Annotated in this window: 22 protein-coding genes; 10 read left to right on the top strand and 12 right to left on the bottom strand. The window is 69.1% G+C overall.

Annotated elements, in window-relative coordinates:
- Positions 1-90 precede the first annotated feature (90 nt).
- The 7 genes from ACAM54_RS05930 (at position 91) to ACAM54_RS05900 (ending at position 8,101) form a co-directional block, all read left to right on the top strand.
- Positions 91-1,119, top strand: a complete 1,029-nt coding sequence (locus ACAM54_RS05930) for a branched-chain amino acid ABC transporter permease (protein WP_309924636.1) — start codon at positions 91-93, stop codon at positions 1,117-1,119.
- Positions 1,116-3,017, top strand: a complete 1,902-nt coding sequence (locus ACAM54_RS05925; protein ID WP_369650114.1) for an ATP-binding cassette domain-containing protein — start codon at positions 1,116-1,118, stop codon at positions 3,015-3,017. The genes ACAM54_RS05930 and ACAM54_RS05925 overlap by 4 nt, the downstream gene beginning before the upstream one ends.
- Positions 3,014-3,745, top strand: coding sequence for an ABC transporter ATP-binding protein (locus ACAM54_RS05920; protein WP_369650113.1), 732 nt, complete (start codon positions 3,014-3,016; stop codon positions 3,743-3,745). The genes ACAM54_RS05925 and ACAM54_RS05920 overlap by 4 nt, the downstream gene beginning before the upstream one ends.
- Positions 3,746-3,887: 142 nt before the next feature.
- On the top strand, positions 3,888-5,942 hold the full coding sequence (paaZ, locus tag ACAM54_RS05915) for a phenylacetic acid degradation bifunctional protein PaaZ (RefSeq protein ID WP_369650112.1): 2,055 nt from the start codon (positions 3,888-3,890) through the stop codon (positions 5,940-5,942).
- Positions 5,942-6,700, top strand: coding sequence for an SDR family NAD(P)-dependent oxidoreductase (locus ACAM54_RS05910; RefSeq protein ID WP_369650111.1), 759 nt, complete (start codon positions 5,942-5,944; stop codon positions 6,698-6,700). The genes paaZ and ACAM54_RS05910 overlap by 1 nt, the downstream gene beginning before the upstream one ends.
- A 30-nt stretch (positions 6,701-6,730) precedes the next feature.
- The gene (locus ACAM54_RS05905) at positions 6,731-7,291 is read left to right on the top strand and encodes an isoprenylcysteine carboxylmethyltransferase family protein (protein ID WP_369650110.1); all 561 of its coding nucleotides are present in this window, start codon (positions 6,731-6,733) and stop codon (positions 7,289-7,291) included.
- Between the two features lie 6 nt (positions 7,292-7,297).
- Complete coding sequence (locus ACAM54_RS05900; RefSeq protein ID WP_369650109.1) at positions 7,298-8,101, top strand: lysostaphin resistance A-like protein; 804 nt, start codon at positions 7,298-7,300, stop codon at positions 8,099-8,101.
- A gap of 27 nt (positions 8,102-8,128) precedes the next feature.
- On the opposite strand, the gene ACAM54_RS05895 is transcribed toward ACAM54_RS05900, so the two are convergent.
- From ACAM54_RS05895 to ACAM54_RS05855, 9 genes are all read right to left on the bottom strand, one after another.
- Positions 8,129-8,737: a flavin reductase family protein gene (locus ACAM54_RS05895; RefSeq protein ID WP_369650108.1), complete on the bottom strand. Its 609-nt coding sequence runs from the start codon at positions 8,735-8,737 to the stop codon at positions 8,129-8,131.
- A gap of 36 nt (positions 8,738-8,773) precedes the next feature.
- On the bottom strand, positions 8,774-10,249 hold the full coding sequence (locus ACAM54_RS05890; protein WP_369650107.1) for an amidohydrolase family protein: 1,476 nt from the start codon (positions 10,247-10,249) through the stop codon (positions 8,774-8,776).
- Positions 10,246-11,157, bottom strand: coding sequence for a MurR/RpiR family transcriptional regulator (locus ACAM54_RS05885; protein ID WP_145741147.1), 912 nt, complete (start codon positions 11,155-11,157; stop codon positions 10,246-10,248). Before ACAM54_RS05885 ends, ACAM54_RS05890 begins: the two co-directional genes overlap by 4 nt.
- Before the next feature lie 10 nt (positions 11,158-11,167).
- Positions 11,168-12,478, bottom strand: a complete 1,311-nt coding sequence (locus ACAM54_RS05880) for an amino acid deaminase (RefSeq protein WP_369650951.1) — start codon at positions 12,476-12,478, stop codon at positions 11,168-11,170.
- A gap of 2 nt (positions 12,479-12,480) precedes the next feature.
- Complete coding sequence (locus ACAM54_RS05875) at positions 12,481-13,458, bottom strand: ABC transporter ATP-binding protein (protein WP_369650106.1); 978 nt, start codon at positions 13,456-13,458, stop codon at positions 12,481-12,483.
- A 148-nt stretch (positions 13,459-13,606) separates the two neighbouring features.
- Positions 13,607-14,641 (bottom strand): ABC transporter ATP-binding protein, encoded by a 1,035-nt coding sequence (locus tag ACAM54_RS05870; RefSeq protein WP_369650105.1) that lies wholly within the window; start codon positions 14,639-14,641, stop codon positions 13,607-13,609.
- Complete coding sequence (locus tag ACAM54_RS05865; protein ID WP_309924616.1) at positions 14,641-15,480, bottom strand: ABC transporter permease; 840 nt, start codon at positions 15,478-15,480, stop codon at positions 14,641-14,643. Before ACAM54_RS05865 ends, ACAM54_RS05870 begins: the two co-directional genes overlap by 1 nt.
- Positions 15,481-15,484: 4 nt before the next feature.
- Complete coding sequence (locus ACAM54_RS05860) at positions 15,485-16,426, bottom strand: ABC transporter permease (RefSeq protein ID WP_124957374.1); 942 nt, start codon at positions 16,424-16,426, stop codon at positions 15,485-15,487.
- A 21-nt stretch (positions 16,427-16,447) separates the two neighbouring features.
- Entirely contained in the window at positions 16,448-18,022 is a 1,575-nt protein-coding gene (locus ACAM54_RS05855) for an ABC transporter substrate-binding protein (RefSeq protein ID WP_369650104.1), read from the bottom strand.
- A gap of 184 nt (positions 18,023-18,206) precedes the next feature.
- On the opposite strand from ACAM54_RS05855, the gene ACAM54_RS05850 reads away from it, so the two are divergent.
- Complete coding sequence (locus ACAM54_RS05850) at positions 18,207-18,596, top strand: RidA family protein (protein WP_021005929.1); 390 nt, start codon at positions 18,207-18,209, stop codon at positions 18,594-18,596.
- Here ACAM54_RS05850 and ACAM54_RS05845 read toward each other — a convergent pair whose 3' ends face one another.
- The 3 genes from ACAM54_RS05845 to ACAM54_RS05835 all read right to left on the bottom strand — a co-directional run bounded on the left by ACAM54_RS05845 (position 18,597) and on the right by ACAM54_RS05835 (position 21,244).
- Positions 18,597-19,193, bottom strand: a complete 597-nt coding sequence (locus tag ACAM54_RS05845; protein ID WP_124957377.1) for an ATP-dependent Clp protease proteolytic subunit — start codon at positions 19,191-19,193, stop codon at positions 18,597-18,599. It abuts the gene before it with no gap.
- Between the two features lie 94 nt (positions 19,194-19,287).
- Positions 19,288-19,995: a lipoprotein-releasing ABC transporter ATP-binding protein LolD gene (lolD, locus tag ACAM54_RS05840; RefSeq protein WP_145741135.1), complete on the bottom strand. Its 708-nt coding sequence runs from the start codon at positions 19,993-19,995 to the stop codon at positions 19,288-19,290.
- A complete protein-coding gene (locus ACAM54_RS05835) occupies positions 19,988-21,244 on the bottom strand; it encodes a lipoprotein-releasing ABC transporter permease subunit (protein WP_021005926.1) in 1,257 nt (418 codons plus the stop codon). Before ACAM54_RS05835 ends, lolD begins: the two co-directional genes overlap by 8 nt.
- Positions 21,245-21,379: 135 nt before the next feature.
- Between ACAM54_RS05835 and ACAM54_RS05830 the strand changes: the two genes are divergently transcribed.
- Both ACAM54_RS05830 and recJ read left to right on the top strand, forming a co-directional pair.
- Positions 21,380-22,348, top strand: a complete 969-nt coding sequence (locus tag ACAM54_RS05830) for a hypothetical protein (RefSeq protein ID WP_369650103.1) — start codon at positions 21,380-21,382, stop codon at positions 22,346-22,348.
- On the top strand, positions 22,345-24,066 hold the full coding sequence (gene recJ, locus ACAM54_RS05825) for a single-stranded-DNA-specific exonuclease RecJ (protein ID WP_369650102.1): 1,722 nt from the start codon (positions 22,345-22,347) through the stop codon (positions 24,064-24,066). The genes ACAM54_RS05830 and recJ overlap by 4 nt, the downstream gene beginning before the upstream one ends.
- Positions 24,067-24,176: the final 110 nt, after the last annotated feature.

Raw genomic sequence — 24,176 nt, 5'->3', positions numbered from 1 at the left:
CCTACCGGGGGCAACACCAGAGGCCCGGCAAAGCCGGTTCCTCGGTGTTCCTGACCTGACTCACGGGCGCTGCCCGAAGGCTGTAGTTATATGGATCTGCAGATCGCCCTGTTGCTGGGGCAGGACGGCATCGTGAACGGTGCCGTCTACGGATTGATGGCGCTCGCGCTGGTGCTGGTGTTCTCGGTCACGCGCGTCATCTTCATTCCCCAGGGCGAGTTCGTCGCCTTCGGGGCGCTGTCGATGGCCGTGCTGCAGGCCGGCCGCGTGCCGGCCACGCTGTGGCTGCTGCTCGCGCTGGCGGCAATGGTGCTGGTGGTCGAGTTCTGGCGCTGGAAGCGCGGCGCAGTGGTCGACTGGGCCTCCGCGCTCGCATGGTGCGTGGTGCTGCCGCTGGCCGCCGCCGCGCTGGTGCTGCTGCTCAAGCCTACGTCGATGGCAGGCCAGACGCTCGCCACGCTGCTGCTCATCATGCCGCTCGGGCCGCTGCTCTATCGCCTGGCGTACCGGCCATTGGCCAGCGCCAACGTGCTGATGCTCTTGATCGTTTCCGTCGCGCTGCATGGCGTGCTGGTGGGGCTGGGCCTGCTCTTCTTCGGCGCCGAGGGCTATCGCACCACGGCGTTCTCCGAAGAGCGTTTCGACATCGGCGGCATTCCCGTCAGCGGGCAGTCGCTGGTGGTGGTCGGCGTCACGCTGCTGCTGGTGCTCGCGATGTTTCTTTTCTTCGGCCGCTCGATGATCGGCAAGGCGCTGCGCGCCACCGCCATCAACCGCGTGGGCGCGCGGCTGTCGGGCATCCCGACCGAGCTCTCGGGCGACCTGAGCTTTGCGCTCGCGGCGCTGATCGGGGCGGTCTCGGGTCTGTTGATCGCGCCGCTCACCACGGTCTACTACGACACCGGCTTCCTGATCGGCCTGAAGGGCTTCGTCGCCGCCATCGTGGGCGGACTGGCGAGCTATCCGCTGGCGCTCGCGGGCGCGCTGCTGGTCGGGCAGCTCGAGGCCTTTGCCTCGTTCTGGGCCAGCCCCTTCAAGGAAGTGCTGGTCTTCACGCTGATCATTCCGGTGCTGTGGTGGCGTTCGCTGCACAGCCATCATGTGGAGGACGAGGAATGAACAACACCCCGTCCAGCAACACTGCAGCCGCCGCACCGGCACCGGCCGGCCGCGCGCTGGCCACGCCGCGGCAGCTGACGCTCGCCTGCGTGGCGGCGCTGGCGCTCGCCTGGGGCTTCCTGCCCGAGTTCACGGTCTCCGTCCTCAGCAACATCGGCCTCTATGCGCTGGTCGCGGCCGGGCTCGTGATGCTCACCGGCGTGGGCGGCATGACCTCCTTCGGCCAGGCCGCGTTCGTCGGCATGGGCGCCTACGCCACCGCCTGGATCTGCACCTCGCCCGCGGCCGCCGCATGGATGGGCGGCGCCGTGAGCCCTGCGCTGCTGCCATGGGCCGGGCTCCTGCTCGGCCTCGTCTTCACCTTTGCGCTGGCCTGGGCGCTGGGTGCGGTCACGCTCAAGCTGCAGGGCCACTACCTGCCGCTGTGCACCATCGCCTGGGGCCTGAGCCTGTACTACCTGCTCGGCAACATGGACTTCCTTGGCGGGCAGACGGGCATCACCGGCGTGCCCCCGCTGGTGATTGCCGGCTACTCGCTGGCCACGCCGCGCGCGCTGGGCGTGGTGATCTGGGCCGTGCTCCTGCTCGCGCTGTGGGCCATGCACAACCTGCTCGATTCGCGCGAAGGCCGGGCCATCCGCGCGCTCAAGGGCGGCCGGCTGATGGCCGAGTCGATGGGCGTGGACACGGCGCGCCACCGCGTGAAGCTGTTCGTGCTGGCTGCGCTGCTGGCGGCCGTCTCGGGCTGGCTCTATGCGCACCTGCAGCGCTTCGTGAACCCCACGCCCTTCAACCTGAACATCGGCATCGAGCTGCTGTTCATGGCGGTGGTGGGCGGTGCGGGCCACCTGTGGGGCGCGGTGCTGGGCGCCACGCTCATCACGCTGCTGAAGGAAAAGCTGCAGGACCTGCTGCCCGCGCTGCTGGGCAGCAGCGGCAACTTCGAAGTGATCGTGTTCGGCCTGCTCATGCTCTTCGTGCTGCAGCGCTTTGCGGACGGCCTGTGGCCCACGCTGGCGCGCCTCGCGGGGCGCTGGGTGCGCCCGCATGCCGCCGCCAGGATGCAGCCCGCCGCGCCGGCCGTGCAGCTCGCGCAGCGCAAGCTGCCCGCCAGGGGCGAGGAGCTGCTGCAGGCCACCAATGTCAGCAAGCGCTTCGGCGGGCTGGTGGCCAACAACGACATCTCGATGACGCTGAAGGCCGGCGAGATCCACGCACTGATCGGACCGAACGGCGCGGGCAAGAGCACCTTCTTCAACATGGTCTCGGGCGTGGACGATCCAAGCTCCGGCGAAGTGCGACTTGCGGGCCAGCCGATGACGGCCAAGCCATCGCGCGTGTTCGCCGCGCTCGGCCTGGGCCGCACCTTCCAGCACGTGCGCCTGCTCGGTGCGCGCAGCGTGGCCGAGAACGTGGCGCTGGGTGCGCATCTGCGCGCCAGGCGCGGCTGGATCGCCGCGATGCTGCGACTGGACCGCGCCGAGGAAGCCGCGCTGATGGCCGAGGCCCGCCGCCAGATCGAACGCTGCGGCCTCGGGGCGCATGCCGACACGCCGGCCGCATCGCTCTCGCTCGGCCAGCAGCGCGTGGTCGAGATCGCGCGCGCGCTGGCCGGCCAGCCTTCGGTGCTGCTGCTCGACGAACCCGCCGCGGGCCTGCGCCACCTGGAGAAGCGCGCCCTTTCCGTGCTGCTGAGCCAGCTGCGCGCCGAAGGCCTCGGCATCCTCGTGGTGGAGCACGACATGGAATTCGTGATGAACCTGGCCGACCGCATCACGGTGCTCGAATTCGGCACCGTCATCGCCACTGGCACGCCGGCCGAAGTGCAGGCCAATCCGCGCGTGCTCGAAGCCTACCTGGGCGGCGCCGACGACGAACTGCTGGGAGACGCACGATGAGCCACCCCCTGCTTCAACTCGACGGCTTCTGCGTCGCCTACCGCACGGTCGAGGCGGTGCACAGCGTGCGCCTGCATGTGAACGAAGGCGAGATCGTCACCGTGATCGGCCCCAACGGCGCCGGCAAGACCACGCTGCTGTGCGCGGCGATGGGCCTCTTGCCCTCCACCGGCAGCCTCGCGCTGCACGGCGAGCGCATCGCGCGCCCGAGCGTCGAGACCATGGTCGCGCGCGGCGTGGCGCTGGTGCCCGAGCGGCGCGAGCTGTTCGGCGAGATGTCGGTCGAAGACAACCTGCTGCTTGGCGGCTTCTACCAGTGGCGCAAGGGCAGGCGCGACCAGCGCGCGCGCATGGAAGAAGTGTTCGAGATCTTTCCGCGGCTGCGCGAACGCAAGCCGCAGCTGGCCTCGACGCTCTCGGGCGGCGAACGCCAGATGCTGGCCATCGGCCGCGCGCTGATGGCGCGCCCGCGGCTGCTGATGCTCGACGAACCCTCGCTCGGCCTGGCGCCGCTGGTGGTGCGCGAGGTGCTGCGCGTGGTCTCGCAGCTGCGAAGCCATGGCGTCTCGGTGCTGCTGGTGGAGCAGAACGCACGCGCCGCGTTGCAGGTGGCCGACCGGGCCTATGTGCTCGAGATGGGCGCCATCGCGCTCGAAGGCAAGGCGCGCGACCTGCTGCATGACCAACGGATCATCGATACCTACCTCGGTATCGGCAAGAAGGAATGACCCGCTTTTCTCCCTCCCCTTCCGGGGGAGGGCGGGGGTGGGGGCACGCGGCCTTCAGCTCCACACGGCTTGAATTCGGGGACAGCCCCCATCCCAGCCTTCCCCCAGTGGGGGAAGGAGCAACACGGAAAGGACATTGCCCATGACCACCACCCTCCAAAGCTACATCGCTGGCCGCTGGATCGGCCAGCAGACCGCCCAGCAACTGCGCAGCGCCGTCAACGGCCAGCCCGTGGCAGCCACGCACGCCGAGGCCATCGACTTCGCCGAAGCGCTGCAGTACGCGCGCCGCACCGGCATTCCCGCGCTGATGGCGCTCGACTTCCAGCAGCGTTCGGAACGGCTGAAGGCGCTGGCCAAGTACCTCGCAGCCCACAAGGAAACGCTCTACGCGATCTCGGCCCACACGGGCGCGACCCGCGCCGACAGCTGGATCGACATCGAAGGCGGTGCCGGCACGCTGAGCGCCTATGCCGGCATCGGCAGCAACGAGCTGCCCTCGGGCAACCTCGTGCACGAAGGCCCGGCCTTCCCGCTCGGCAAGAAGGGTGGCTTCGCGGGCACGCACATCCTGGTGCCGCGCGGCGGCGTGGCGGTGCACATCAACGCCTTCAATTTTCCGGTGTGGGGCCTGCTCGAGAAGTTCGCGCCCAGCTTTCTTGCGGGCATGCCCTGCATCGGCAAGCCGGCCACGGCCACCAGCTACCTCACTGAGGCGCTGGTGCGGCTCATCGTGCAGTCGGGCATCCTGCCCGAAGGCAGCCTGCAGCTGGTGATCGGCGGCACCGGCGACCTGCTCGACCGGCTCGAAGGCGCCGACGTGGTCACCTTCACCGGCTCGGCCGACACCGCGGCCAGGCTGCGCGTGCATCCGAACCTGGTGCGCCAGTCGATCCCGTTCAATGCCGAGGCCGACTCGCTCAACTGCGCGATCCTCGCACCCGACGTGACGCCCGACGACGAGGAGTTCGATCTCTTCGTGAAGGAGGTGGCGCGCGAGATGACGGTCAAAGCCGGCCAGAAGTGCACCGCGATCCGCCGCGCGATCGTGCCGCGCCAGCACCTCGATGCCGTGGCCGAGCGGCTGCGCACGCGACTTGCCAAGGCCGTCGTCGGCGATCCCTCGCGCGAAGAGGTGCGCATGGGCGCCCTCGCCTCGCGCGCGCAGCAGGCCGACGTGGCCGAGCGCGTGGCCACGCTGCTGCAGCGCGCCGAGCTGGTCTACGGCGAGCGCGACGGCTTCTCGCCCGTGGGCGACGGCGTGAGCGAAGGCGCGTTCTTCGCGCCCACGCTGCTCCTGAGCCGCAAGCCACTCGAACACGATGCCGCACACGACGTCGAAGCCTTCGGCCCCGTCAGCACGCTGATGCCCTATGACGGCATCGACGAGGCGCTGGCGCTGGCCGCGCGCGGCCGCGGCAGCCTCGTCGGCACGCTGGTCACGCGCGACCCGGCCATCGCGGCCAGGGCCATTCCGGTGGCGGCCGCCTGGCACGGCCGCCTGCTGGTGCTCGACCGCGAAGCCGCCGCCGAATCGACCGGCCACGGCTCGCCGCTGCCGCAGCTCAAGCATGGCGGTCCGGGCCGCGCGGGCGGCGGCGAAGAACTCGGCGGCCTGCGCGCGGTGAAGCACTACCTGCAGCGCGCCGCGGTGCAGGGCTCGCCCACGATGCTGGCGGCCATTACCGGCGAACACGTGCGCGGCGCGGCCGTGCGCGAGAGCGAGGTGCACCCGTTCCGCCGCTACTTCGAGGACCTGCGCATCGGCGACTCGCTGCTCACGCACCGCCGCACCGTCGGCGAGGCCGACATCGTGGCCTTCGGCGGCATCTCGGGCGACTATTTCTACATGCACTTCGACGAAGTGGCGGCCAGGGAGTCGCCGTTCGGCAAGCGCATCGCGCACGGCTACTTCGTGCTGTCGGCCGCGGCGGGCCTGTTCGTCTCGCCCGCGCCGGGACCGGTGCTCGCGAACTACGGCCTCGACACGCTGCGCTTCGTGAAGCCCGTGGGCATCGGCGACACCATCCGTGCGCGCCTGACCTGCAAGCGCAAGATCGACCGCAACAGGAAGGACGCGAGCGGCCAGGGCCAGGGCGTGGTGGCCTGGGACGTGGAGGTGACGAACCAGGACGGCGAGTTGGTGGCGAGCTACGATATCCTGACCCTCGTCTCCAAGAAACCAGAAACCACCTGATGTTCGATCTCACAGGAAAGGCAGCGCTCGTCACCGGCGGCAACGGCGGCATCGGACTGGGCATGGCCCAAGGGCTGGCCAAGGCCGGCGCCCGCGTGGTCATTGCCGCGCGCAACGCGCAGAAGTCGGCCGCCGCGGTCGAGACGCTCAGGGCCCTGGGCAGCGACAGCTTCGCGCTCGAAGTCGACGTGGCCGACGAAGCCTCGGTGCAGAAGGCGGTCGACGAAGCGGCCGCGCGCTGCGGCCGCCTCGACATCCTCGTCAACAACGCCGGCACCACCGTGCGCAAGCCCGTCGACCAGCTCGCACTGGACGAATGGCGCCTGGTGCTGGACACCAACCTGACCAGCGCTTTCCTGTGCAGCCGCGCCGCGCACCCACACATGAAGGCGGCCGGTGGCGGCAAGATCATCAACATCGGCTCGATGATGTCGATCTTCGGCGCGCCCTATGCGCCGGCCTATGCCGCGAGCAAGGCGGGCATCGTGCAGCTCACCAAATCGACCGCGCTTTCATGGGCGGCCGACAACATCCAGGTCAACGCGATCCTGCCGGGCTGGTTCGAGACCGAACTGACCGACGGCGCCCGCAGCCAGATCCCGGGCCTGTACGACCGCGTGGTGGCCCGCGCCGCCGCCGGCCGCTGGGGCCAGCCGGCCGACATCGCCGGCACCGCGGTGTTCCTCGCGAGCCCCGCCTCCGACTACGTGACCGGCGCCGCGATCCCGGTGGACGGCGGATTCTCCATCTCTGGCTGAAGCCGGGCGAGCCGTGTAAATTCGGCCGCCATGCCTCTCTGGTTCCAGATCCTTCTCTTCATTGCCGGCACGGCCGCGCTGCTGTACGTCTCGCGCGGCCCGCTGCGCCAGCCCGGCTCGCACGGCTTCTACCGCTTCTTCGCGTGGGAGTGCATGCTGGTGCTGATCATCGTGAACCTGCCGGTGTGGCACGTCGATCCGCTGTCCTTCACCCAGCTGCTTTCCTGCGTCTTCCTCGCGCTGTCGATCTGGCTGCCGATCCATGCGGTGAAGCTGCTCAAGGCCCACGGCAAGCCGACCGAGGCGCGCAGCGACGACCCGGCGCTCTACGGCTTCGAGAAGACTTCGTCCATCGTCAGCACGGGGGCCTTCCGCTATATCCGCCACCCGATGTACACCGCGCTGATGCTGCTGGCCTGGGGCGCCTTCCTGAAGCAGTTCACCTGGTTCACCCTGGCGCTGGTGCTGGCCGCCACGGTGCTGCTGTTTCTCACGGCCCTGAGCGACGAGAAGGAATGCATCGCGCACTTCGGCGACGACTACCGCGAATACATGCGCAGCACGCGGCGCTTCATTCCGTTCGTGCTGTAGCAGCCCATGCCCTCCACCAAGAGCACGGCCTTTCCCTCTGCCACGCAGGCCGCGCTGTTGTTCCTGGCGGTGTTTATCTGCGAATTCGTCATCGATGTTGCGCTGCGCGATGCCAATCGCTGGCTCGGCCTGAACGGGATGCAGCTCGGCGTGTTGTCCACAGTGCTGGGCAACGGCTGCGTGTTCGCCGTGGTCATGCACCACCAGAAGCTCACCTACCGCGAACTCTTCCACCAATCACCCGCTTCCGCCCGGGCCACCCTCATGCTGGTCGTGCCGCCCGTGCTGCTGCTCGTGCCGGGCCTGATGGTGGTGATGACCGCCGTGCTCAACCTGCTGGTTTTCGTCGCGCCGCTTTCGGCCTGGGAAGAGTCGATGTTCAGCCGCATGGCCGACGGCAGCATCGCGGCCACGCTGGCCGTGTGCCTCATGGCGCCGCTGCTCGAGGAAATGCTGTTCCGCGGCATCGTGCTGCGCGGGTTCCTGCTGCGCTATTCGCGGTGGCAGGCCATCGTGGGCTCGGCGCTGCTCTTCGGCGCCGCGCATCTGAACATCTACCAGTTTGTCGTGGGCCTGGTGATGGGTACCGTGCTCGGATGGCTCTATGAGCGCAGCCGCTCGTTGATCCCGTGCATCGCGCTGCACGCGGCCTACAACAGCGGCACGATCTTCATCGGCGACTGGCCGGATGGCACCTCGACGGCGGACATGGCGTGGGCCTTGCTGCTGGCCGCGATCGCAGGCCTGTGCGGCGTGCTGGCATTGCGCCGCATGCTGGTGCTACCGGTCGCGCGCAACCCCGCTCCCTGAAACCCGAAGCGGCCACGCGCGAAAAGACTAGCGGCCCACGGGCGCCAGCGGCCGCGCATCGACGGCCTCGCCGTCGACGATGAAATGCCCGCCCGCCACGTGATGCAGCGTGCGCAACTCGTCGTGCCCGGTGAAGTTCCATCGCCCATCGGCGAACACGCGCGCATCGGCCTGCGCCGCGATCACCTCGCCCAGGAACAGGTCGTAGCGCTGCTGGATCGGCAGCTCGGGCAGCAGGCGGCATTCGAGCCAGGCCGCGCAGCCTTCCAGCAGCGGCGCCTCGGTTGCGACGCCCGCGAAGGTCTGCAGGCCATAGGCCGCGAACTTGTCGTGTCCATCGCGTTCCACGATCTCGCGGCCCGAGCTGTTGCCCAGCGCATCGGTCAGGTCGAGCTGCGCGCGCGTGGGCACCTGCAGCGCGAAGCTGCCCGAGGCTTCGAGCAGCACGCGCGTCCAGGTGCTCTTGTCGAGCACCACGGCCACCTTGGGCGGGTCGAAGTCCAGCGGCATCGCCCAGGCCGCGGCCATGATGTTGCGCTGGCCGCCGTGCGCGGCACTCACGAGCACGGTGGGGCCATGGTTGAGCAGGCGGTAGGCCTTGGCGAGCGGAACGGGCTTGCGGTGAATGGCGTTCATGCACCCCATCGTACCGGCAGCGCCGCCAAGCACCTGCTATTCGCCGCGCGTCAGCATCCGCCCCGCGCGCGCGAGCACGCGGGGCGATCCGCCGTGGCCGCCTCGATACGCCAGCACCCCGTTCACGAACACCCGCTCCACGCCCAGGCTCAGGCCGTGCGGCTTGTCGTAGGTCGCGGTGTCGGCGATGGTCTCGGGGTCGAACACCACCACGTCGGCCATCGCACCCACACGCAGCAATCCGCGGTCTGCAATGCGCAGGTTGCGCGCGGTCATGCCCGTCATCTTGTGCACGGCCTGCTCGAGCGTGAACAGGCGGCGCTCGCGCCAGTAGCGCGCGAACACGCGCGGGAACGCGCCCCACAGCCGCGGGTGCGGATGGCGGTCGTGCGGCAGGCCGTCGCTGCCGATCATGGTGAGCGGGTGCGCGATGACGCGCTCCACGTCTTCCTCCTGCATCTGGAAGTAGCAGGCGCCGCCGGGCTTGAGGCGCAGGCAGGCCTCCTGCTCGGTGACCCCCCACTCGCGCGCGATGTCGGAAACCAGGCGGCCGGTCATTTCGGGGTGCGGGTCGGACCAGGTCAGCAGCACGTCGATGACGCCATCGACCAGGTCTTCGCGCAGCACGGTCGAACCAGCCACGTAGGGGTACACATCCATCGAGATCTTCTGGCGCTGGGCAAGCGCTTCGATCAACGGCAGCGTTTCCTTCGTGCGGCCCCAGTTGGCGGGACCCGCGCACTTGTGGTGCGAGATGACCAGCGGCACGCCCGCGCTGAACGCCGTGTCGCCCGCCTCGTGCAGCGCCTCGATGATCTGCTGCATTTCGCTGCGCAGGTGCGTCGCGTAGACGCCGCCGTGCCTTGCCACGACGCGCGCGAGCGCTGTCACTTCTTCGGCCGGCGCGGCAAACGCTTCTTCGTAGAACAGCCCCGAAGACAGCCCATGCGCGCCTTCGGCCATGCAGCCCTCCAGCAGCGCCTCCATGCGCGCCAACTCCTCACCGCTCGCGGGCCGGTCGAGCGCCTCCATGGCCGCGAAGCGCAGGGTGGTATGCCCCACGAGCGCCGCCACGTTGAGCGCAGGCTGCACGGCATCGACGGCCGCACGGTACTCGGCCATGGTGGCATGCTGGAACGATTCCGCGCCCAGCAGCGTGAGCGGCGGCTTCGATTGCGGCGTGCGGTACGGCGCAAGCGAGATGCCGCAGTTGCCCGTCACCACGGTGGTGATGCCCTGCGACACCTTCGGCAGGCACAGCGGGTCGCCCAGCACGATGGCATCGTCGTGCGTGTGCGCATCGATGAAGCCGGGTGCGATCACTTTTGTGCGGCAGTCGACGACCTCGACCTCTTCGAGCGCCAGGCCTTCGGGCAGCCGCCCGCGCAGGCCTTCGCCGAGCGCGAGGATGCGGTCGCCCTGCAGCAGCACGTCGCCGGGCCACGAGGGACCGCCCGAGCCGTCGACCACGAGTCCGGCCTCGAGCAGGATGGCTTTGGATCGATCGCTCACGATGCGCGGCCTCCGGTGTTGATGCCGCCGCCATCCCAGCTTTGCAGCGGATGCGTGGTGGCGTCGATGCCATGGCGCTGGAAGGCCTCGCGTGCGCGCTGCAGCCGCTGCACCGCAGGCTCGCCGCGGCGCTGCGCCACCAGCACCGTCAGGATCTCGATGGCCGTGAGGTGCGTCAGGTAGGCGTCGATGCCCACGTGCATCACGGCGTCGTCGGGCACCGAGAGGCCCAGCAGGAAATCGGCCTTGGCCGCCAGCGCCGTGCCGGGCCGCGTGAGCGCGACCACCTTGGCGCCCTGCCCGCGCGCGATGTCCACCGCGTCGAGCAGCGAAGGCATGCCGCCCACGTGCGAGATGGCAATGACCACGCCGCCCGGGCGCTGCGCCGCACCGGCCACCTGCTGCAGGTGGTAGTCGGCCCAGGCATTGGCCGAGAGGCCGAGCCTGAAGAGCCGCGCCTGCAGGTCGTTGGCCATGAACCATGAGGTGGCGCCCGCGCCGTACAGGTCGACGTGTGGCGCGGCCGCGATGGCGGCCACCGCCCCCTCGAGCACCTGCATGTCGAGCTGTCCGCGCACGCCCGACACCGAGGCCGCGGCGCTGCGCGCGATCTTGCCGACGACTTCGTCGGCCGCATCCTCGATGTTCACGCGCCGGTGCAGCGGCGAGCCGCCGAGCGCCAGCTCCTGCGCGAGCGCGAGCTTGAATTCGCGCAGCCCCGCAAAGCCGAGGTCGCGGCAGGTGCGCATGATGGTGGGCACCGAGCTGCGCGAGCGCTCGGCCAACTGCTCGAAACTCTCTTCGAGCGCGCGGTCGGGGTCTTCGAGGATCAGGTCGAGAATCGCGCGCCGTGTGGCCGGCGCACTGCTGCGGGCCTGCGCGATCTTCTGAAGCAGGGAGGGGGTCATCGCGGCAGGTTCAGAAATGCATGGCGACGGCGTCGCTCACGCGGTAGTTTTCTTCGACCACCGGCATCCAGTGCCATTTGTCGAAGGTGGTGCACGGGTGCGAGATGCCGAGGCCGACGCGATCACCGACCACGGGGGCCTGCGCTTCTTCGGCGGCGTCCCAGCGCAGGTAGGCGTGCTGGTCGTTGAGCGCGGTGATCTTCCAGCCGGTGGGCACGGATTGCGCTTCGAGCATGCCGCGTGCGGCGCGCGCGATCGGTATCGGCATCGAGAGGTCGAAGGAGATGTCGCGCTTGCCCACGGCCAGGATCGCCAGGCCCGGCTCGGGCCGCGATTGCACCGTGGCCCACACCTCCATCGCGGGGCGCAGGCTCTCGCCGCAACCGCAGCCCAGGCGCTCGTCCACCGCGCTCACCATGCGCTTGTAGAAGCCGTGGTCGTGCGTCACATAGCAGCCCGAGCGCAGCAGGCCGCGCACCGGCGAACCGAGCGCGGGCTTCAGGCGTCCGGCCACGAGATCGAAGATGGCGGAGCCGCCGGCCGAGACCAGCACCTCGTCGGTCTCGAACAGCTGCTGCGCATCGCAGTGGCGCGCGATGGCTTCCACGCGGTCCATCAGCGCAGTGGCGTAGGCCGTGTCGGGCTCGCTGGCACCCGTGGCGCCCTGCCCTTCGTAGGTCTCGATGCCCACGAGCTTGACCGCATCGCTGGCGCGCAGCCGCGTGGCGAGCGCCACCGCTTCCTCCTGCGTGCGGCAGCCCGTGCGCGCACCCTCGACGCCGATTTCCAGCATCACCTCGAAAGGCACGCTCTCGGGATGCCGCTTCGACCAGTCCTCGATCAGTGCGAGCTGCGCCAGCGAGTCGACCAGGAACACCACGCGCAGGTCGGCGTGCGCCCGAAGCAGCAGCTGGATGCCGGCCAGGTCCTCGTCGCCCACCACCTGGTTGGCAATCAGCGTGCGGCGCGCGCCGGCCGCCACGCCCACGCCAAGCTGCGTGACGGTGGCGAAGGTGAGCCCCCAGGCGCCGGCATCGAGCTGGCGCTGGAAGAGCTGCGGCGACATGGTGGTCTTGCCGTGCGGCGCCAGGTCGATGCCCCATGCGCGCACGCGCGACTGCATCCAGGCGAGGTTGTGCTCGAGCGCCTCGCGCTTGAGCACGGCCAGCGGCAGCGGCAGGTCGCCTGCCAGCACGTTCCAGCCCGCCGCACCCACCTCGCTGCGGCGGCGCGGCGGCTGGGTGCGCGGGTAGCCCTTGAAGCTGTTGCCCAGCAGGGGATCGTTGAAGTCCTTGTCGGCGGTGGCGGCGGTGTCGGTCATGGTCATGCGGCAATGTTGGAAAGCAGTTCCTTGCGGATGCAGGCGCTGTAGTGTCCGGGAGATATTTCGTCGAGCGGCGGCACAGTCTGCGCGCAGGCCTCGATGGCATGGGGGCAGCGGGTGCGGAACACGCAGCCCGAAGGCGGCGAGATGGGGCTGGGAATGTCGCCCTTGAGCGCGATGCGCTCGGTGGCGAGGGTGGGATCGGGCTTCGGGCTCGCGGCCAGCAGCGCCTGCGTGTAGGGATGCGAAGGCCGTGCGAACAGCTCGTCGGTGGTCGCGACTTCCATCACCTTGCCGAGGTACAGCACCACCACGCGGTCGCACAGGTACTCGACCACATCGAGATCGTGCGAGATGAAGAGCATGGTGAGGCCGAGCCGCTCGCGCAGGTCAGCCAGCAGGTTGATGACCTGCGACTGGATCGACACGTCGAGCGCCGACAGCGGCTCGTCGGCCACGATGAACTCGGGCTCGACCGCAAGCGCGCGCGCCACGCCGATGCGCTGGCGCTGGCCGCCCGAGAACTCGTGCGGAAAGCGGCTCGCATGCTCGGCGCGCAGGCCCACGGTTTCGAGCAGCTCGGCAATGCGCTTGTCGCGTGCCGCTGCGCCCTTGTGCAGACCGTGCGTGGACAGGGCCTCGCCGAGGATCGCGCTGATGCGCATCTTCGGATTCAGGCTCGCGTACGGGTCCTGGAAGATGATCTGCAGCTTGCTGCGCAGGCGCCGCATGCGCTCGCCCGACAGCGCGCCGATGTCGTCGCCGCGGTAGAGCACCTGGCCCTCGGTGCGCTCGATGAGACGCAGCACGGTGCGGCCGATGGTGCTCTTGCCCGAGCCCGATTCGCCGACGAGGCCCAGCGTCTCGCCGGGCTGGATGGCAAAGGACACATCGTCGACGGCACGCACCGGGCGGTCGCTGGCGCCGAAGTATTTCTTGAGTCCGCGGACTTCGATGAGGGGAGCGGCGGTGGTCATGAGGGGCTTTCTCCCTCCCCTTCCGGGGGAGGGCTGGGGTGGGGGCTCCGGGCGGTGGAGACCGTCGCAATGATGGAGCGGCCGCGTGCCCCCACCCCAGCCCTCCCCCGGGAGGGGAGGGAGCAAGACGGGGGCAGCAGCGAGCGCCTCATGCGGCCCTCGCGAGCTGGGCATCGGGCTGCACGCGAATGCAGCGCGCCTGGCGGTCCTGGCGGATATCGATCAGCGGCGGAATTACGGCGCTGCAGCCCGCCAGCGCGAGGTCGCAGCGCGGCTCGAAGGCACAGCCCGGCGGCGGTGCTAACGGGCTGGACACCTGTCCGCGAATGGCGAACAAGCGCTTGGGCTTCGGTTGCCCCGGCAATCTCGCCTTGCCCGGCAGGCAGGCCAGAAGGCCCTGCGTGTACGGATGCTCGGGCTGCGCGAACAGCGGCCGCACGGGTGCGCTCTCGACCACGCGGCCCGCATAGAGCACCACCACGTCGTCTGCATGGTGCGCAACCACGCCGAGGTTGTGGGTGATGAAGAGAATGCTCATGCCGGTCTCGGCCTGCAGCCGGCGCATGAGTTCGAGGATCTGCGCCTGGATGGTCACGTCGAGCGCGGTGGTCGGTTCGTCGGCGATCAAGAGCGTGGGGTCGCAGGCCATCGCCAGCGCGATCATCACGCGCTGGCGCATGCCGCCCGAGAGCTGGTGCGCATACTCGTGAATGCGCTGCGCGGCCGCCGGAATCTCGACCAGCTCCAGCATGCGCAGCGCATGGGCCATGGCCGCCTTGCGGTCGAGGCCCTTGTGCAGCCGCACGCTCTCGGCAATCTGCTCGCCGATGGTGAAGACCGGATTCAGGCTGGTCATCGGCTCCTGGAAGATCATCGACAGCTGGTTGCCGCGCAGGCTGCGCATCTCGCGCTCGCCGATCTGCAGCAGATCGAGGGTCTTGCCTTCGCGGGTCACGAAAGAGGCTTGTCCACTGACCCGCGCATTCGCGGTCTTGGGCAACAGCCGCATCAGCGTGAGGCTGGTGACCGACTTGCCCGAGCCCGATTCGCCGACCAGCGCGGTCGTCCTGCCGGGCTGGATCGAGAAGCTCACTTCGGCCACCGAGCGGACCAGGCCGTCTTCGGTGGGGAAGCTGGTGCTCAGGTTGCTGACAGAAAGACGTGGGGTGTTCGTGGTCGTCATCACAGCGTCTTCTTCAGTTTGGGGTCGAGCAGGTCCCGCACGCCATCGCCCAGCAGTTGCAGCGAGAGCGCGGTGAAGATGATCGCGAGCCCCGGGAACAGCACCACCCAGAAGGCCTGGTGCGCGTACTGCTGGCTGCCTGCGACCATGGTGCCCCAGGTCGGGATCTCGGGCGGCACGCCCACGCCGAGGAACGACAGCCCCGCCTCGGCCAGGATGGCGTAGGCGAAGATGAACGACACCTGCACCAGGATCGGCGACATCAGGTTCGGCAGGATATGGCGCCACAGGATGCGCGAGGTGCGCACGCCCAGCGCGCGCACCGCCTCGACGAACAACAGCTCGCGCACCACCAGCGTCGAGGCCCGCACCACACGTGCCACGCGCGGCGTGTAGACCAGCACCAGCGCCAGCACGGTGTTGATCAGCGAAGGTCCCAGGATGGCCACCAGCGCGATGGCCAGCAGGATGTCGGGGAAGGACATCATCGCGTCGACCACGCGCATCAGCGGCGCGTCGAGCCGGCGGAAGAAGCCCGCCATGAGGCCGAGCACGGTGCCGGCAATGACGGAGCCCAGCGCGGTGAGCGCCGCGATGGCCAGCGAATAGCGCGCGCCATGCACGATGCGCGAATACATGTCGCGGCCGAGCTCGTCGGTGCCCAGCAGATGCTCGGCGCTCGGTCCCTTCAGGCGCTGCAGCACGGCGGTGTCGTTGGGGTCGATGGAGGCAAACAGCGGCGCGCCGATGGCGAGCACTGCAATGGCCAGAAGCACCAGCGCGGAGACCATCACGATGCGGCGATGCATCAGCTGGCGGAGCATTCGGGGCATTTGCATTTTTTCAAACCTTCACGCGCGGATCGACGACGGCATAGAGCAGGTCGATGGAAAAATTGATCAGCACGTAGATCGCCGCAATCACGAGCAGCGCGCCCTGGATCACCGGATAGTCGCGCCGCAGCACCGCGCTCACCACGAGGTTGCCGACGCCCGGCAGGCCGAACACGGTCTCGGTGATCACGGCGCCGCCGATCATCAGCGCGACCGTGAGGCCGATCACCGTGACGATCGGCACCAGCGCATTGCGCAGGGCGTGCTTGAGCACGACAGTGCTTTCGCTCAGGCCCTTGGAGCGCGCGGTGCGCACGTAGTCTTCGCCGAGCACGTCGAGCATCGAGGCGCGCGTGAAGCGGATGATGAGCGCCGAGTTCAAGAGGCCCAGCACCGTGGCCGGCAGCACCAGCGCATGCAGCCGCTCGGCCAAGGGCGCATCGGGCGCGCCGTAGCCCGAGACAGGAAACCACCCGAAGGACACGGCAAAGATCTGGATCAGCACGATGCCGAGCCAGAAGCTCGGAATGCTCGCGCCGAGCATCGCGATGCCGGTGAAGAGCTGGTCGACCACGCGCCCGCGGAACACCGCCGAGACGATGCCGCAGGGCACGCCGATCAGCGCCGCAATGGCCACCGCCATCAGCGCGAGCAATGTGGTGGGCTCGGCACGCTCCCACAGCGCCTGCGTCACCGGCCGCTGCAGGAAGATCGAGGTGCCGAGGTTGCCCTGCAGCACTTCGCGCAGCCAGTAGCCGAACTGCAGGGGCAGCGGCTTGTCGAGGCCGTACTCCTTCTGCACGCGGGCGATGTCGGCCGCGGTGGCCTGGTCGCCCAGCAGCACCGAGACCGGATCGCCCGAGGCCGCGCGCGTGAGCACGAACACGAGCACCGCCACGATCGCGAGCACGACGAGCATGCCGGCGGCACGGGAAGCAAGGTAGCGAAACATGGGGGGATGGCGCCGCGGGGTTTACTTGATTTTTGCGTTCCAGAAGAACGGCCAGGTCGCGGGCTGGTAGTTGTCCAGCGCCGGGCTCTTGGCCGAGAGGCCGTTGAACTTGCCGACGTTGATGTACGGCACTTCTTCATAGACCACCTGCTGCACCTTGCCCCACAGCGCGCCGCGCTTGACCGGATCGCTCTCGACATTGAAGGCCTGCAGTGCCGACTTCTTGGCGGGCGTGTCCCACCAGCCCGGCGCGCCGTCGCCCAGTTGCGGCGGCGAGAGCATCGGCTCGGGGAACTGGCCCGAGTGGGTCACGTAGATGTCCCACAGCTTCGGGTCGTTGCGGCGCTGCACCAGCGTGGCCCAGTCGACCACGTTCAGGTCGACCTTGAAGCCGGCGCGCTTGAGCTGCTCGGCCATCAGCAGCGACATGTTGTAGTGGAAGTCGTACTGGCGGCTGGTGAGCACGCGGATCGGCTCGCCCTTGTAGCCGGCCTTGGCCGCGGCCTCCTTGGCCTTGGACGCATTGCGCTCGTTGTAGAGCGTGGTGCCCGCAGTCGAATAGAACGGCGAGCCCTTGGGAAAGTGGTTGCCTTCGGCCACGAAGAAGCGCGTGTCGCCAAAGCCGGCCGCGAGCATCTCGCCTTCGCCGAGCGCCGACTGGATCGCCTGGCGCACGGCCTGGTTCGAAGCCACGCCCTCCTTGGTGTTGAGCACGAGGTACGGGAAGCCGAACGACGGCGTCATGATCGGCACGGTCTTGCCGCCCGACTTCTCCAGCCGCGGCAGGGCCTCGACCGGCAGCAGGTCGGCAAAGTCGTACTGGCCCGCCAGGGCGCCTTCGACGCGCGTGCTGGCATTGGGCACCGGCACGAAGCGCAGCTCCTCGATGGCCGCCTCGCGCTTGCCGCCATAGCCGCTCGCGGGTTCCTTGCGCGCCGTGTACTTGTCGAAGCGCGTGAGCAGCACGAACTGGTCGGGGCGGCGCTCCTTGAACTTGTAGGGGCCGGTGCCGACGAACTCCTTCAGCGGCGAAGCGATGGAATCCTTGGCCATGATCGCGGCCATGCCGCTGGGCAGCGCGAGCTGCGAGAGCAGCGGCGCATACGGCGCCTTCAGCACGATCTCCACGCCCAGCGGTCCCTTGGCCTTGAGGCTCTCGATTTCCTTGCCCACGGCCTTGCCGCGCGGCGACTGGTCCATCCAGCGCTGCAGGCTGGCCACCACGTCGTCGGCATTGAGTTCGCGGCCGTTGTGCAGCATCACGCCCTTGCGCAGCGTGATCGCGTAGGTCTTGCCGTCGGCCGAGATCTTGGGGCTGCTCTCGGCCAGCATCGGCACCACGTTCCACTTGGCATCGAAGGTGTAGAGCGTCTCGTACACGTGCTGCATGATGGTTCCGACCAGGTCGGCCGTGGAGGCCATCGGGTCGAGCGTCTGCGGTTCGGCCACCATGGCCAGCGTGGCAAAGTTGCGCGGCCCCTGGGCATGCGCGGGCTGCGAAGGCAACGCGGCACACAGCATGGCGAGCAGGGAGGCACCCAGCAGGCTGCGCTTCGACAGCTTCGGCAGGCGCTGGACAAGACCGGCATGAGACATGGGAACTCCTTCGTGGGGGCAGGCAAATTGTGAAAGAAATTTTCTTTTCGGCCCGCACTTTGAAGCACTATCCATGCCAAATCATCCGTGTTAACCCTTGTTTGTGGGTTTTTCTGAAACAAATTTTCAGATTGGATCGATACTTGCGATCTGCTTTTCTTTCAATCCTTTCAGGAGTCTTCCCATGCCGCTCGAATACCTCGGCGCCCCGCCCGTCGCCTCGGACCGCCAGGCCCGCCCCTTCTCCCCGGCCGTGCGCGCCGGCGATTTCATCTACGTGTCGGGCCAGGTGCCGGCCAATGCCGAAGGCGAGATCGTGGCAGGCGGCATCGAGGCGCAGACGCGCCAGGTGATGGAAAACCTGAAGAAGGTGCTGGCGCTGGCCGGCGCCACGCTCGACGACGTCTGCAAGAGCACCGTCTGGCTGCAGGACGCGCGCGACTTTGGTGCCTTCAACCGCATCTACATGAGCTACTTCGGTGAAAACAAGCCGGCGCGCTCGACCACCGAGGCGCGGCTGATGGTCGACGCCAAGGTCGAGATCGACGTGGTGGCCTACAAGCCCAAGGCCTGATCAGGCATGCAGCTCGGTCTTGCGCTGGATGATGCGCGAGACCAGGCCGTACTCGACGGCCTCCGCGGCCGAGAGCCAGCGGTCGCGCTCGATGTCGGCCAGCACCACATCGATCGGCTTGCCGGTCTCGCGCGCGATCTCGTGCGCAATGCGGTGCCGGGCCTTGATGATTTCCTGCGCCTGGATCGCGATGTCGGTCGCCTGCCCACCCGCGCCGCCGCTGGGCTGGTGGATCAGGAAGCGCGTGTTCGGCAGGCACACGCGCCGCTCGCGCGGCACCGCCAGGTACAGGTGCGTGGCGGCGCTGCCGACCCACCCGGTGCCGATCATGTTCACCGGCGCGGAGATGAAGCGCACGATGTCGTGAATGGCATCGCCCGACTCCAGGTGGCCGCCGGGCGAGCTCACCAGGATGTCGATGGGCTTGTCCGCGCTGTCGGCGTCGAGCGCGATCAGCCTGCGCGTCACGTCGGCGGCCACGGAGTCGGTGATGCTGCCGAAGATCAGCAGCGTGCGCGACTTGAAGGCTTTTTCTTCGAGGTACGAATTGCGCGGCTCGGCGGTGGCCGCGGGCGGGGTGTCGTCGTCGGTTTCCATGATGAAGAAGCGCTCCTGTGATTGCACGGCCTCGTGCCGCGCAGACGGACAGTTTCGCGACATTGCATGCGCCGTGGCAAGCGGCATCGGCAATTCAGCCCGCCAACCGCCCCGCCACCAGCTGCAGCACGCGGTCGCAGCGCTTCGCGAGCTCCTGGTCGTGCGTGACCATCACGAAGGCCGTGCGGTGCTTGTGCGCGAGCTCGATCATTAGCGCGAACACCGTGTCGGCCGTGCTGCGGTCGAGGTTGCCCGTGGGCTCGTCGGCCAGCACGCAGGCCGGCTGCGTGACCAGCGCGCGCGCAATGGCCACGCGCTGGCGCTCGCCGCCCGAGAGCTCGGCCGGCCGGTGGTGCAGGCGTTCGCCCAGGCCCACGCTTTCGAGGATCTTCGTGGCCGCGGCCGCCGCCTGTGCGGAATCCATGCGCCGGATCTTGAGCGGCATCGCCACGTTGTCGAGCGCGCTGAACTCAGGCAGCAGGTGGTGGAACTGGTAGACGAAGCCCAGGTGCTTGTTGCGCAGCCGCCCCTGCTCGGCCGCATCGGCATGCGCGATGTCCTTGCCGAGCAGCTCGACCTTGCCGGCGGTGGGCGCGTCGAGCCCGCCCATCAGGTGCAGCAGCGTGCTCTTGCCCGAGCCCGAGGCGCCGACGATGGCCAGCGTTTCCCCGGCGCGCACGTCCAGGTCGACGCCGTGCAGCACCGTGAGGTCGATGCGCCCTTCGTGAAAGCGCTTGGTGAGGCCGCGCGCCTTCAGCACCACGCCATTGCCTGGCGCGGCGGTCTCTTGTCGTTCACTCATAGCGCAGGGCCTCGGCGGGATTGACGCGGCTCGCGCGCCAGCTGGGATACAGCGTTGCAAGAAAAGCCAGCACCAGCGAAATGATCGCGATCGGCATGATGTCGCTGCGCTGCGGATCGCTCGGCATCTTGCTGATCAGGTAGATGTCCTTGGGCAGGAAGCTCGCATGGAACAGCTGCTCGAGCGCCGGCACGATCACGTCGATGTTGTAGGCAATGCCCAGCCCCAGCAGCAGCCCGGCCACCGTGCCGATCACGCCGACCATCGCCCCCTGCACCACGAAGATGCCCATGATGCTGCGCGGCGAACTGCCCAGCGTGCGCAGGATGGCGATGTCCGCGCGCTTGTCGGTCACGGTCATGACCAGCGTGGACACCAGGTTGAAGGCCGCCACCGCCACGATGAGCGTGAGGATGATGAACATCATGCGCTTCTCGACCTGCACGGCCGCGAACCAGGTCTTGTTCTGGCGCGTCCAGTCGCGGATGAGGAACTGGCCCGGCAGCGTGACGGCCATCTGGTCGGCCACCTCGCGTGCTTCGTTCAGGTCCTTGAGCTTGATGCGGATGCCGGTCGGGCCTTCGAGCCGGAACACGCGCTGCGCGTCTTCCGCATGGATCATGGCCAGCGCCGAGTCGTACTCGTAGTGGCCCGAATCGAAGGTGCCCACCACGGTGAACTGCTTGAGCCGCGGCACCACGCCGGCCGGCGTGACCTGGCCGCCCGGCGCCACCAGCGTGACCTGGTCGCCCGGCTGCACGAACAGCGAGCGCGCCAGCTCGCCGCCGAGCACGATGCCGAACTCGCCCGGCACCAGCTTGTCGAGCGTGCCCTTCTGCGCCGTGGTGGCGATGTCGGTCACCTCGGGTTCGAGCTTGGGCACGATGCCGCGCACCAGCGTGCCCTTCATGTCCTCGCCGCGCGCGATGAGCGCCTGCGTGGCAATGAAGGGCGCGGCGCCGATCACCTCGGGGTTCTTGCGGGCGGCAGCCGTGATGGCATCGATGTCGGGCAGCGCCTGTCCGTCGCGCGACAAGATTTCGATGTGCGACACCACGCCGAGCATGCGGTCTCGCACCTCCTTCTGGAAGCCGTTCATCACACTGAGCACGATGATCAGCGCCGCCACCCCCAACGCGATGCCGAGCATCGACACGCCGGAGATGAAGGAGATGAAGCCGTTGCGTCGCGTCGCCCGGCCCGCACGCGTGTAGCGCCAGCCGAGCTTCAGTTCATAAGGAAGTCGCATATTTGTCAGTTTGAGCTCAGCCAGTGCACCCGCGGAACCGGCTTTGCCGGGCCGCCGGGTGCGCCCCCCAGTGGGGGGAGGCGCCGAAGGCGCTTCGGGGGGCGTTTCATCCTAGCATCCCGGACAATAGGGGGAATGGCCGAACCTTCCCCCCGTCACTTGTTGATCCCCTTTGCCGGCCGCGGTTCCCCGGCGTGCCGCGCGGCACTGCCCACGCTTCGGCTGCCCAATCTCGAAGCCCTGCTCTCCCGGCTGTCGCCCGCCGAGGCCGATACGCAGGACGAAAGCACGCGCTCGCCGCCCCATGAACGGGCGCTGGCCCGGGCGCTGGGCATTTCCGCGCCCGACGGCTGCATTCCCTGGGCCGCGCTGGAAGCCCGGCAGGCCGGCATCGCCGAACCCGGCGACCGCGAGGGCTGGGGCCTGGTCTCGCTGTGCAACTGGCAGGTGGGCATCGACGACGTGGTGCTGGGCGACCCGGCCGCGATCGAGATCGACGCCGCCGAATCGGCCGCGCTGCTGGCCGCCGCCCATCCCTTCTTCGAGGAAGACGGCATCGCGCTGCACCCTTCCCCCACGCCCGGCCGCTGGCTCGCGCGCGCGCACATCTTCGAGGGACTGGCCACGGCCTCCATCGACCGCGCGGTGGGCCACCCGATCTCGCAGTGGTCGCCACTGGCCGAAGCCGCGCGGCCGCTGCGCCGCCTCCAGAACGAAATGCAGATGCTGCTCTACACCCAGCGCGTGAACGACGACCGCGCCGCGCGCGGCGTGCCGCCGATCAACTCCTTCTGGCTCAGCGGCACCGGCGCCCTCGAGGCCGGCGTCCCCTCGCCCGGCACCCTTCCACCGACCGTGAGCGACGCGCTGCGCGTGGCCGCGCTGCGCGATGACGGCCTGGGCTGGGCCACGGCATGGCAGGCACTGGACGCAGGCCCCATCGCCGGCCTGCTGGCCGACTGCACCGCTGGCGCCGACGTCACGCTCACGCTGTGCGGCGACCGCGCCGCGCAGCGCTATGCGGTGCAGCAGCGCGGGCTGGTGGCCTGGGCCCGGAGCCTGTTCGACCGGCCGCGCGCCGCCAGCGTGCTGGAGGCCCTGTGAAGATCATTGCCCGCGAAATTCCGCCCCGCACGGTCTGGGCGCTCGAACAGGCCGGCGTGCATCCGCTGCTGGCCCGCCTGTTCGCCGCGCGCGGCGTGCTGGCCAAGGACGAGCTCGACGACGGCCTGGCGCGCCTGCTGCCGCCCGACACACTGCACGGCACGCGCGAGGCCGCGATGCTGCTGGCCGACGCCATGGCGCAGGACAAGCGCCTGTGCATCGTGGCCGACTACGACTGCGACGGCGCCACCGCCTGCGCCGTGGGGGTGCGCGGCCTGCGCCTGCTCGGCGCAAAGAACGTGAGCTACCTGGTGCCTGACCGCGTGGTCGACGGCTACGGCCTCACGCCGCCAATTGCCGAGCGCGTGGCCGCGAGCGGCGCCGACATGCTGATCACCGTCGACAACGGCATCGCCAGCGTCGAGGGCGTGGCCGCCGCCAAGGCGCGCGGCCTGCAGGTGCTGGTCACCGACCACCACCTGCCCGGCCCCGAGCTGCCGGCCGCCGACGTGCTGGTGAATCCCAACCAGCCCGGCTGCGGCTTCGAGAGCAAGAGCATCGCCGGCGTTGGCGTAATGTTCTACGTGCTGCTGGCGCTGCGCTCCGAGCTGCGCGCGCGCGGTGTCTTCACGGCGGCCGCGCAGCCCAAGCTCGACGTGCTGCTTCCGCTGGTGGCGCTCGGCACCGTGGCCGACGTGGTGAAGCTCGACGCCAACAACCGCCGCCTGGTGGCGCAGGGCCTGCGGCGCATCCGCGCCGGTGCACTGCCCGCGGGCATCGCGGCGCTGTTCAAGGCCGCGGGGCGCAACGCCGCGGTGGCCACCACCTTCGACTTCGGCTTTGCGCTCGGCCCGCGCATCAACGCGGCCGGCCGGCTCGCCGACATGACGCTGGGCATCGAGTGCCTGCTGACCGACGATGCGGGCCGCGCCGACGAACTCGCGCGCATGCTCGACGGCATCAACCGCGAGCGCCGCGACATCGAGGGCGGCATGCGCGACCAGGCGCTGCTGCTGGCCGAATCGCTGTTCGGCGCCACCGCCGACGGCAGCGAGGCGCCGCCCGCCGCCATCAGCGTGTTCGATGCCGACTTCCACGAAGGCGTGGTCGGCATCGTGGCCTCGCGCATCAAGGACCGCTTCCACCGCCCGACCTTCGTCTTCGCCGCCAGCGGCGCGCCCGGCAAGGAGCACGAGCTCAAGGGCTCGGGCCGGTCGATTCCGGGCTTCCATCTGCGCGATGCGCTCGACCTGGTGGCCAAGCGCCATCCGGGCGTGCTGCTGCGCTTCGGCGGCCATGCCATGGCGGCCGGCTGCACCGTGGCACGAGAGAAGTTCGAGGTGTTCGAGCGCGCGCTGGCCGAGGTCGCGCACGAATGGCTGGCCGCCTCCGCGCTCACGCGCCAGATCGAAACGGATGGGCCGATCGCACGCGAGTACATGCGCATCGACCTCGTGGACACGCTGCACCGCGAAGTGTGGGGCCAGGGCTTCGCCCCGCCCACCTTCAGCGAAGAGGTCGAAGTGGTGTCGCAACGCCTCGTGGGCGAGAAGCACCTGGCGCTCAAGCTGCGGCACCAGGGGCAGCCGGTCGACGGCATCTGGTTCGGCCACACCGAGCCGCTGCCCGCGCGCGTGAAGCTCGCCTTCCGGCTCGATGCCGACGAATGGCAGGGCGTGCGCCGGGTGCGCTTCCTGGTCGAGGGCGCTGAAATTTAGCCCACCCCAAGCGGCTCGGAACGCCCGGGGTCAGCCTCGGTGGGCGTGCTTTCGGGACGGATTCCTACGCAGGCCGCGCACCGGCGTTCTACGGTGGTTTTTCATACGCA

Source organism: Variovorax sp. V93 (genome assembly GCF_041154485.1).
GTDB lineage: Bacteria > Pseudomonadota > Gammaproteobacteria > Burkholderiales > Burkholderiaceae_C > Variovorax > Variovorax beijingensis_A.
Note: the sequence above shows the minus strand (reverse complement) of the source record. Positions and strands in the feature narration are given on the sequence as shown.